General features: G+C 43.6%; 7 protein-coding genes and 2 pseudogenes. 3 read left to right on the top strand and 6 right to left on the bottom strand.

The features are described 5' to 3' along the window. Positions 1–74 precede the first annotated feature (74 nt). The 3 genes and pseudogenes from QT990_RS34390 to QT990_RS34380 all read left to right on the top strand — a co-directional run. Positions 75–1,037 (top strand): annotated as a pseudogene (locus QT990_RS34390) (PP2C family protein-serine/threonine phosphatase); the annotation flags it as partial. 411 nt (positions 1,038–1,448) lie between these two features. Next, positions 1,449–2,909, top strand: a complete 1,461-nt coding sequence (locus tag QT990_RS34385) for a DUF3370 domain-containing protein (protein WP_333144551.1) — start codon at positions 1,449–1,451, stop codon at positions 2,907–2,909. 529 nt (positions 2,910–3,438) lie between these two features. After that, positions 3,439–4,746, top strand: a complete 1,308-nt coding sequence (locus QT990_RS34380) for an acyltransferase family protein (protein ID WP_333144550.1) — start codon at positions 3,439–3,441, stop codon at positions 4,744–4,746. Positions 4,747–4,942: 196 nt separating this feature from the next. On the opposite strand, the pseudogene QT990_RS34375 reads toward QT990_RS34380, so the two are convergent. From QT990_RS34375 to QT990_RS34350, 6 genes and pseudogenes are all read right to left on the bottom strand, one after another. Continuing rightward, a pseudogene (locus tag QT990_RS34375) lies at positions 4,943–5,092 on the bottom strand (transposase); the annotation flags it as partial. 100 nt (positions 5,093–5,192) lie between these two features. Beyond that, complete coding sequence (locus QT990_RS34370) at positions 5,193–6,488, bottom strand: dihydrolipoamide acetyltransferase family protein (RefSeq protein ID WP_333307275.1); 1,296 nt, start codon at positions 6,486–6,488, stop codon at positions 5,193–5,195. A 173-nt stretch (positions 6,489–6,661) separates the two neighbouring features. Next, positions 6,662–7,102, bottom strand: a complete 441-nt coding sequence (locus QT990_RS34365) for a YlqD family protein (RefSeq protein ID WP_015179467.1) — start codon at positions 7,100–7,102, stop codon at positions 6,662–6,664. A gap of 151 nt (positions 7,103–7,253) precedes the next feature. After that, positions 7,254–9,203, bottom strand: a complete 1,950-nt coding sequence (locus QT990_RS34360; protein ID WP_333144549.1) for a long-chain fatty acid--CoA ligase — start codon at positions 9,201–9,203, stop codon at positions 7,254–7,256. A gap of 143 nt (positions 9,204–9,346) precedes the next feature. Next, entirely contained in the window at positions 9,347–10,036 is a 690-nt protein-coding gene (locus QT990_RS34355; RefSeq protein ID WP_333144548.1) for a hypothetical protein, read from the bottom strand. Continuing rightward, positions 10,036–11,145: an AAA family ATPase gene (locus tag QT990_RS34350; protein ID WP_333144547.1), complete on the bottom strand. Its 1,110-nt coding sequence runs from the start codon at positions 11,143–11,145 to the stop codon at positions 10,036–10,038. The genes QT990_RS34355 and QT990_RS34350 overlap by 1 nt, the downstream gene beginning before the upstream one ends. Positions 11,146–11,325 lie beyond the last annotated feature (180 nt).

The following is an 11,325-nucleotide window of genomic DNA, read 5'->3' as shown; positions in this document are numbered from 1 at the left end:
GACTAATTATGAAATGGAACCGAAAAATAAAAAATAAAGGTAACTTAGTTAATGCAGTTTAGATGTTTGACAGCTTAGGCATCTTATACCTAGAAAATAATTTAACAGCGGGCGCTTTTACGCGCGATCGCTTAGAAGTCCTCAACATCATTTCCGCCCAAGCTGCGATCTCCATCGAAAATGCCCGTCTCTATCAAACTTTAGAAGAAAAGGTGCAACAACGCACCGCCCAACTCGCCCAAGCAAACCAGGAAATTAGCAGTCTCAATAACAAACTTAAAGCCGAAAACCTCCGCCTCAGTGCTGAGTTAGAAGTCACGAAACGACTGCAACAAATGATCTTGCCCAAACAATCAGAACTTGATAAAATTAAAGGATTAGAAATAGCTGGATATATGGAACCTGCCGATGAAGTGGGTGGCGACTACTACGACGTGCTAACCCAAAATGATAAGGTAAAAATTACCATCGGCGATGTTACGGGACATGGTTTAGAAAGTGGCGTATTAATGATTATGGCGCAAACCGCCGTCCGCACTCTCCAACAAATGAACGAAACCGATCCGGTGAAGTTTCTTGATGTGTTAAACCGCACCCTTTATGCCAATATCGAGCGCATCGACTCGTCTAAAAACATGACCTTGGCTTTGTTAGATTATCAAGATAGTAACTTTACCCTCAGCGGTCAACATGAAGAAATAATTGTAGTCCGTACTGATGGTAACATCGAACGGATAGATACCACGGAACTCGGCTTTCCTCTGGGATTAGAGGAAGATATTGCTGATTTTGTTTGCCAAGTTGAAGTGCATCTTAATCCAGGGGATGTAGTAGTTCTTTACACAGATGGAATTACCGAAGCTGTAAATATAAATAAAGTGTATTACGGCATAGAAAGATTGTGCCATGTGGCCAAAGAAAATCGCCACAAAACGGCTGAAGAAATTCGACAAGCAGTAATTGATCATCTGCTGCAACATATTGACAAACATAAAGTTTTTGACGACATTACGTTGGTAGTCATAAAACAGAAATAACGCAAGTTGGTAATTGGTAATTGGTAAATTGTTTGAGCGTCCGACGATCGAAACCGACTTCACGCCCAACAATTTTGGAAATGGTGCGCGGACTCATACCAATTTTTTATGAGGCTGCATAGAATTCGATCCCCCCTAGCCAAGAGGGCGGGCACGGGGGCACCGCCCCTACTAAGGGGGGGACCGGAAGCTTCTTGAAGTCAACCCCTACTCCCCTTTTTAAGGGGGATTTAGGGGGATCGATATCTGTGCAACTTCACATTAAATTGGTATCAGGAAGGTGCGATCGAAAGCTGAGCGCCACGTCTGTGCTAAAATCCAAAATTCCTCAAACACATCAACCAACTTGTGGTAAAGTTTTGTGTCGATCGCCCGTTAGCGGAGTCCTCCCAGAGGATCGGTCAAATATCAATGCAAGTTCAGTTAAACGCGCTCACAGCAATGTTTTTGCCAATTTTCCCCCTAGCTCAAACAATCGCCGCACCTCCCGCCCAACAACAACTGCTGATCCAGCCAGAAGCCCCCCTACCCGAAAACCAACTGGATTTACCACCACAGCCAAGCAGCAGCTTGCTAAAAACGATAACTGTGCCCCAACAAGTGCGCGTTTTACCGGGAAAACTCGACAACATCCCGGTTTTCAACAGCAACAGTCCGGAAGTCGTGCAAACCGAAGGCATTTTGCTCTCCACATTTCCCCAGGAATCAAAACAAGTACCTTCGGCTCATTTAAACTTTGCCTTCAAAGGCCGATTTGACATCTTTGCCCACCACATCGCCAGGGCTAAAAATCGCGAAGAAACTCGCACCTTATTTCAAGGAATAATTGTCCACAATCCTAACTCCGAACCTGTTACTTTAAATGTCTTGCAAGGAGCAACTTATTTAACTCGGCCGGATGCCTTGTTTGTCGATTTGCCGTCGTATTTAGAAAATAGATTCGGCACTGTGTTTGCGGGGCCTGGAAGCCGCATCACGAGCGATGTATTGCGGGGGTTCAGACAAGCCATTTTGCCCGCTGCGATCGAGATTCCGGGCAATCAGAGCCGAATGCTGATGAATTTGCCGATACCTGTGGGGAATGTCACGCCTTCTTCCAACGGTCGATCGACCTTAATGCGAATGTCGAGCAGCAATTCGGTTTATGTAGCGTCATTAGCAATGTTTGCTCCTCAAAGTCAAGGAGGAGTCGAACAATATCCGACTTTAGAAGAGTGGGAAAATATTTTAAATACCAAAGGTTTAGCAGGGCCCAGAGATTTAGCACCAACTCCGAAAGGCGAAAATCCGGTGCAAAAAATTTATGGCCGCGTGGCAGGAGTCGCTGAAGGTTCCCAGTGGCAAGCTAAAATTACGGACAATTCGAGAACCGATTATTTAACTATTCCCAAGCGCGGCGAGTCATTTTCCTATGCTTTGAGCACAACGGATACGGGGACTTTTGGCACCGGTCAAATTCAAAGCGCTAAAATGTTAGCTCGCTATCCCGATACTGCTTATTCTGCTCACGGTAATTACGGGATTCAATACAACTTAACTTTTCCGCTTTACAACAAATCTCGTGAATCCCAATCTGTTAGCATTAAAATGCAAACACCCGTCAAGGCAAATACAGAAGCGGGGGGATTGATGTTTTACGATCCTCCTGAAAATCGGATATTTTTCCGAGGTACGGTGCGGGTGATGTTTAAGGATGATACGGGCAAGACTTTGACGCGCTACATTCACATCGTGCAGCGCAGGGGACAGCAGGGGGAACCTTTGGTGAATGTGAATATGAAGCCGGGGGAACGCCGTTTGGTGCAGGTGGATTTCTTGTATCCGCCGGATGCGACGCCGCCCCAAGTTTTGACTGTGCGATCGAGTAATTAGTTATTGGTTGACGGTTGGCTGTTGACGGTTGACGGTTGACTTTTGACTGTTGACTGTTAACCTTTTGGTTTTTGTGTTAATGAGTTAAGAGAAGCATTACAGTGGCTTGCAGCCGCATGAGGTACACTAAGCCAAACATTTTCAACAGCTTGCTGCGAGCTGACCGGTCAGATCGCACATGGGACGGATTTAGCCCAGAACTTATTACTTTTTTCATAAGCCGAAGTGTTTTTTAAGACAAGACCTTAACGCCATCTTTTGCCGCTTGCGAGTGTAAATCATCTTGTTGACAGCCAAGCAGCTTGTCATCTACCATAGGTATGGAATTTGATAGGACTTGAATTACTGGCAAGGTATAGAGAAATATCTGTTAGCTCTGACCAACAGAAGTTTGCCACCGGGTGTTCTATATCTCATTGCCCGAATTTTACATGAACTTTTTTAATATCTGGTTCCACACTAAGCATGGATGAGCTTTGAGCATTCAGTAATCATTAATGCCGTCTGGCAGGTAGAACGTTGAGTTGATATGAATACAGCACCTTTATTCGTGAATCATTATCAGACTAAACTTCAGATTGATAATCCTTTTTTCGATGTTTTTTTGGTAGTTGCTTTAATTGTCTTATTTTTCATTACTTTACGTCCGTCTTTTAATGACGATACACTATCTTCTTTGCAGACGAATCAGTTGAAGGGTTTTGCAATTATTCTGATCCTCTTTAATCACTTATGCTATTACACTGAACCTGCACCCTCTCTGTATGGAATTTGGTCAGAAGCTGGCATGGTTGGAGTTGCTATCTTTTTAATTTTTTCTGGGTATGGATTATCTATATCTATGCAAAATAAAGGAATTAAAGGGTTCTTCTTAAAAAGAGTATCCAGGATATTAATTCCCATAGTATTTGCTCTAGGGTTGCTGCTTTTTTTGAAAATATTATTAGAAGGAGTCGAGCAAAATATTTTGCTTGAGCTTCCACGAATATTATTTTTTATGTATAGCTTAGATGGTAAAACTTGGTTTATAATTTTTATTTTATTCTGGTACTGTCTCCTTTATTTAACTTTCAAATTTGGTCTTTCAAATCAGCATAAATTAATATTTTTATTCTTGATATCGCTGGCGCTAATTTCTATCCCAGAAACTATGTTTTTGGCAAAAGTAAATGCTTTCAGCTTTCCTTTTGGTTGCTGGATGGGACTAAATTCATCCTTGATCAAAGACAAAATTAATAAAATATTGAATGACAAAATATTAAGTTATATAGGTTGTATAGTAGGTAGTATTTTATTGTCCACATTCCTATTTAAGGCATCAGAGATATTCCACTTTCGTGCTTACTCGGCAATTTGGTCAATTTTAGTTTTAACTGTTATACTGTCTGGTTCTTGTATTATCTATCTTAGTGCTTTTAGGAAGGTAAAATTTAATTTGCCTGCAGAATTAATAGCTTGCACTTTTGTCGTTTCAATTTTATATCTAAATTATTTGAGTATGGTTTTTGACCTCGCTATTGAAGGACCAGCAAATATCTATTGGTGTTTAATTCGTAGTATTTTACACATTTCAATAAGTCTCACCTTGCTTTTTTTGATTTCTTTATTGACAAAATTTAAAGTTTACTCTCTATCTCTCTGCTTTTTAGGAGATATTTCTTTTGAATTATTTCTGACTCATAATACGTTCCTTATTCATTTTGACTTTATTTTGTTTAGGGGGCCTGTAGCTATAACCTTGGTCATTTACTTCTTACTTGTTTGTTGTCTTAGTTTGGTTTTAAAGCGACTCAGTGCTAAGACTGTAAGGGCGCTGAGTACAGCCTACCAAAAATAGCTAGACCAGATCGCAGACCTAATCCACCCGTAGATTTTTTCCGTCCTCATTACAGCGCTTTTCAACCGCATGAGGTACAGTAACAGCAATTAACAAACCAATTTTGAATGTCTTTAAGGGAAATAAGATATAAAGCATCTTTAAGGACTATTTCTAAAGAGTCGCGGCTGCTAATAACAAGAGAACGTAAAATTTATTTAAGTTTAGACCAAGAATTTTCAATTGGATTAAAATCAGGAGAATAAGGAGATAAATAAATAACCCTAGCTCCGGCTGCTTCAATGAGTTCTTGAATACCCTTAACTTTATGAGCAGAAAGATTATCCATCACAACAACGCCTCCCGGTCAGAGGCAAGGAACTAATATATCCTTAGTCAACTGCCAACAGTCAACTGTCAACAGTCAACTGCGAACTGTCAACAGTCAACTGTCAACAATTAACTAATTAAAGCGTCAAAGACTGAGGATTTGTCTCAATCAATTTCGCTAAATCTTGCAAGAAAGACGCCGCGTCAGCACCGTAAATAATCCGGTGATCGCAAGTAATATTCACCTGCATTTGCCGCTTCACTCCCATCAAACCATCCTCGTTTGCCACTACTTGCGGCCGCGAAGAGCCGATCGCCAAAATCGAGCCTTGATTCGGCGGCAAAATCGCGTCAAACTTGTCTACTCCAAACATTCCCAAATTGGAAAGAGTGAAAGTTCCCGTGCTGTATTCATCCGGCTTCAACTGCTTGGTGCGGGCGCGATCGACTAAATCCTTCCAAGTGCGGGAGAGCGAATAAATATCGAGGCGATCGGCATTTTGCAACACCGGCGTAATCAAACCGCCGCCATCCATCGCCACCGCTACCGCCACATTAATATCAGCGCGGTGTTGAATACCCGACTCCAAATAACAAGCATTCAGCAGAGGATGTTTTTGTAAAGTTACTGCTACAGCCTTCGCCAGCATAGCCGTCATCGTGACGCCCTTGGACTTAATTTGTTTGTAGAGTTTGTCCAGATTATCAGTAGTAATTGTGTAACCCACGCGGAAAGACGGCACGCTCAAACTTGCTTCCATATTCCGCACCACCGCATTTTGCAGCGCATTCATCGGTACTCTTTGGCCCGAAAGTGCGATCGCCGGGACTGGTGCGGGTGCGGGTTTGGCTGCTGCGGGGGCGGGTGCTGCAGATGCCGGTGCGGGTGCTGCGGGAACTGTTACCGCTTGCTGAACCGGAGCTGGTTGAGCTTTGCCGGCTGCTGCTTCCACATCCTCTGCGACAATGCGACCGTTGGGCCCGCTGCCTTTGATAGAATTCAAATCTACTTTAAACTCTTTGGCTAACTTGCGAGCGCGGGGAGAAACGACGCTGCGGCCGTTTTGGCGGCTGACATTTTGCTGCAAACCTGCTGAGGATGTAGCTGCGCTCACAGGAGCGGGGCTGGGAGCGGGGGCGGCGGCTGCGGTTGGGGCGGCGGATCCTTGCTGCTGAGCTGCGGCGATTTCGGCTTCTGTTTCTGCTACCAGGGCGATTGCCGCTCCTACCGGAGCAACTTCGCCCGCCGGTACGATAATTATTGCTAAATAGCCTTCGTAGAAAGACTCGACATCCATGTCGGCTTTGTCGGATTCAACCACTACCACCGTTTCGCCTTTTTCTACTTTGTCTCCGGCGGATTTGACCCAGGAAACAATTTTGCCCTCTGTCATGGTAGAACTCAGGGCTGGCATGAAAACTTCGCGAATCATCTGTAAAAAGTCCTTTTGTGTTGGTAATAGGTAATCGGTATTTGGCAATTGATAATTGGCGATCGGCCACCGGCAATACTTATTATTATGCCAGTCTCTCGCATTCTTGATGTGTGACTGTTGACTCAAAATCAATTGCCAATTACCGATCGCCAATTACCACTTACCAATTTCTAAATATCACCTCGAATTTCTTCGACTATGCCGTCGCGGAGGAGTATTTCTACTTGCATTTTTTGAATCAAGTTTTCTCCGAGCCCGACAGTGAATGTGCCGTCAATTTGACCTTGACTCACTTCTTGTTCCAGGTCTAGCACCTGCACTTGCTGAAGCTGTTGCAGGTTTTGGTTTTTCTGTTCTAGCAGTTCGCTTTTTCTTTGATTCACCTGCACTTGAATGTTTTCTATTTGCTGCATTACTTGCGGGCCTGGGGGCTGCAGATTTTGCTTTTGGATTTCTGAAATCATCCGCTGCCCTTGCATTTCTAACTGTTGTAGCTGAGAGTCTATTTGGTTGATTTGGGCTTGGAGTTGCTGTTGAGCTTCTTCTTTCCAGCGGGGAGTAACGACGACTTTAACGTTAATCGATCGCTTCAAGAGTAATTGTGGTTCCATAAAGTTGTTGCTTGTCAATTAGGAATTAGGCATTAGTCCTGGGCCATTAGTTGGTAAATATGAACTAATGGCCCAGGACTGAGGACTCGGACTCGGGACTCGGGTGTTGGGATAATTTTTTCTTTTCCATTCCCCAAGTCCTGCGAATATTTCAAAACATCCCGTCAATCATATCGCGGTAGTGTTGCGTCACAACCGGGCGCTTAATTTTCAGGGTCTGGGTCAACATTCCATTTTCCATCGAAAATGGCTCCTGAATCAACCGGAACGGGCCGATGCGATCGTCCGCGCGGTATCCGGGGCGATTTTGCACCTCTCGGTTCAATTCTTTTCGGAATAAATCTTGAATAGTCTTGCTATTCCAGTCAATTTCGTGTAATGGGGGATTCTGAGTTTCTGCCCATTTCTGCACGGCTTCTGCATTGGGGACAATTAAGGCGCCGACTGATTTCTGGTCTTGACCTACTAGCATAATTTGGTCGATGTAGGGGCTGCGGAGGCAGGCGTCTTCTATGGGCTGGGGTTCGATGTTTTCGCCGTTGGTGAGGACGATCGTATCTTTGGCCCGCCCGGTCAAGATTAAGTCGTTTCCCGGTGTCAGCCAGCCCAAGTCGCCGGTGTCGAACCAGCCCTCGGAGTCGATCGCCTTGGCAGTCGCTTGGGGATTAAGATAATAGCCCTGCATAATTTGCGGCCCCCGCGCCAATACTAAACCGCGCTGGCCTGTGGGCAGTTGCTGTCTGGTTTCTGGGTCTACTATTTTAATTTCCGTATGGGCTAGAGGCTGTCCTGCGGAACCTTTAAGATTGTGCCAAGGGCGGCGCACAGTTAAAACCGGCGAAGTTTCGGTTAAACCGTATCCCACTAACAAACCGATATTCGCTATTTCAAAGAAATTGTCTATATGCGCGGCCAAAGAACCGCCACCGCTAATCGCCCATTTTAAGCGTCCCCCTGTAGCTTCCCTGACTTTTTGGTAAACCAGTTTTTCGGCGAGGGCGTGTACGGGCGACAACACAATGCTTTTGGTGCGGGCGATTAGTTTTTCGGAAGCAGAAGCCGGTTTCAAACTAAGAGTTAATCCTTGGAAAATGCGGCGGTTCTCGATGTATTGCTGGCTGGCAGATAACAGGAAATCCACCAATTTTTGTTTGTTAGGTGGCTGTTCCCGAAATTGCTTTTGTACGGCCTCATAAATCGATTCCCAGATGCGCGGAACGCTGACCATGTACTGGGGTTTGTAAGTTTTAAAGTCTTGTTTGAAATAGCGAATATTGGTGTAAATTTGCGTGCATCCTTGGGAAAGCAGGAAGTATTCGACGCTGCGTTCGTAGGCGTGCCAACTGGGCAGAATGCTGAGGGCGCCCTCGCCGGCTTCGGGCTGGAGAACAGTGCCCAAGGTGGTGAGTTGGTGCAGCAGGTTCCCGTGAGTCAGCATGACGCCTTTGGGTTTGCCGGTGGTGCCGCTGGTGTAGAGGAGGGTGGCGAGGGTTTGAGGCTTGTGGTTGGTGGGTTTGAGGGGACGGTTTGCCCCTGTGGTCATCACTTGGGAAAATTTGACTGTGTTGAGGGTTTGGCTGGTTTCCGGTTCTTCGTCGGAGAGGAGGACGATGAGTTGGATGGGCAAATCTGGGAGGCGGTGTTGCAGTTTTTTCAGTAATGCCAGGTTTTCGACTACCAAGGCGCTGCTGCCGCTGTCTTGGATGATGTATAGGAGTTCTTGAGGGTCGGCGGTGGCGCCTCGAACAACGTTCGCGGCCCCGGCCATCATGATACCTTGGTCGGCTATCAGCCAGCGGGGGCTGTTGTCTGCGAAGAGGGCGACGCGGGGAGGGACTGCTTCTTCGGGATTTGGTTCAATGCCGAGGGCTTGGAGGCCGGCGGCGAATTGCTGGATTTGTTGGTAGAGGTCGGTGTAGGTGAGTTTGATTTCTGGCTGGCTGTGGGGGTCGTGGAGGGCGACGGTTTGAGGAAATCGCTGTTTGACGATCGCCCAAATTTCGGGTATCGATCGAATGGAACTGTAATCGATTAGCTTGCTGAGGTTCGCGCGTTCGCGATCGGTCATTTGGGATGATGTGTAAGATGCTGGGTTGTTCATAGTTATTTTTGCGAGTTGTGCGAGATTAAAGTGTTTTATCTAAATCTAGTATGAAATGTATCCTAACTGTATCTGCTTGGGTAGGGACAGTTTGCAAATCTGTCTCTACCTTTTAATTTTTATTTTCTCTTATTTGTTGCCTTTTAAGTTGACACTTTTGGTTTAATTTTGTTACAGAAATCGATGAACTGACGGAAAGTAGTCAGTTGTTCGGGCTGAATTTGAATCCTTGTCAATAGTTGTTCCAAATAAAATGGCTTGAGTACATCTCCCGGTCGTTTTTTTGAATAGGTAATATTTTTAGCTTCAAATAACGCTCTCAAATAAGCTCCGTGAAACTGAGCGTGAGTATTAAAGTCTTGATATCTGCCCATATTTTCGGGACAGTTAACTGAAACATCGTAATATTTAGTATAATCTAGCAAAGGTTTGTTTTGAGGATTTCTGGAATAAATCTTCCGATTACCCAACAGCCAAGTTTCCAAGCAGCGATTCTGAAATATCAGCACAAGTTCTGCATTGTATAATTTCAATTTCTGCTCAGTTAAAAAATCATAAATTTCTGTTGTGAGTTCGGCAACAGTATTTTCCTCGGCATCGAGACATACTACAAAATAGCTGTATTTTCCGTTTGAGTTAATTTCGGCGATCGAACGCGGGATAAAATCGTATATTAATGAAGGATATCCTTCACCGCTAATCAAGTAATAATTTTTTTCATTCACATCATCGCAATTATCAACTCGCTGCAATTCCGGTAAAAGATGAGCCAGCCATGCAGGATAAACTTTTCTCTCGGATTGCTTCCCTTCGACTAAAAAATACAGATTCATCAAACTTTAATTCCCTCGCTGTATTCTTCTAGATTAATCAGTTGCGTAAAAGCTTGATGCCTCGATTTTCCCAACTTCAAATCTTTAGCATCTATCACAGTTACAACCCCACCTTTGCGAGTGACTATTTTCCAGTGCTCCATCCCAATATTATTGATTATGTAGGGATGGTGGCTGGTAAGAATGAATTGAATATTTCTATTTTCTACAATTAAATCTGTCACCACATCAATACAGTTAATCCCCAAGCTGTTTTCAAATTCGTCGATCAGGATTACAGTGCCTTCGGGCGACAAGTACAGTTCACTAATATGAATTAGCGTTTTCAGCATTCCTGATGAAATGTTATTTTGAAATATCCAATCAGTGACACCTTTCTCTTTTATCTGAATGGGAAAACTCGTAAATGATGAAGTGTCATCTTCTACCGCTTCTATTTTTACATCTTCAACTTGAGGAAATATTTCTATAAATGTGCGTTTAATGTTATTAAAAACCTCTGAGTAGTCGCGATAAATAAAAGCGAGTTTAATTTGAAGTGGCAAGTTGCTTGCTTTAAGGTTATCCAAGGCAATCTCAATTTTTGAAATTGTTGTCCTCATGATATCGTAAAAACCATCAAGGGAACTCATATTGTTTATAACTATTTGATTAAAAGCCTGGTGAACAGGTGAAATATCTTCCTCTTGATTTAAAATTTCAACAGCACTTTGAAATGGCGATAATTTAGGAGTTTTATTCCCGTTAAGTATAATTTCATTAGCTATTCTGTCTATAATTACATTTCCCTGTCTCCCTAAATATTCTCTAATAATCCTAAATTCATTAGTTTCGTCTTCCTTATCAAGAATCATGGGCAGATTTTTTTTTGTTTCAAATTGACCTTGCCAGCGGTACTCAACATTATTTACTGTCGAGAATGTAATATCCCAACCTAAACCATTTGAGGACTCACCATTGGCTATCTCTTTTAAACGCAAAATTCCTTGCAAAATTTGTGTTTTGCCCACACCAGATACCCCAACTAATAAAGCCAAGTTGGAAAAATATATCGGTTCAAAACGCCACTCTCGTAAATTATCCCAAAAAGCTAATTTTTTAATTCTCATTTCCGCGTCCCCTCAATTATTTGCGTCCCTCAGTATTTATCAGCCTGCATCTGCGGTTAAAAACTCCCCTCAAAAACCGATTCCAGCCCCATCTCCATCAATTCTACTATAGCAATCCTAAATGATTCAGATAAATTTGTAGGGGTAGTGCTACCCCTACTCCCCGTGCCTACCCCCTAT

The organism is Microcoleus sp. T3_B1 (assembly GCF_036700445.1).
Lineage (GTDB): Bacteria > Cyanobacteriota > Cyanobacteriia > Cyanobacteriales > Microcoleaceae > Microcoleus.
This window is presented reverse-complemented; position numbering and strand designations above follow the sequence as displayed.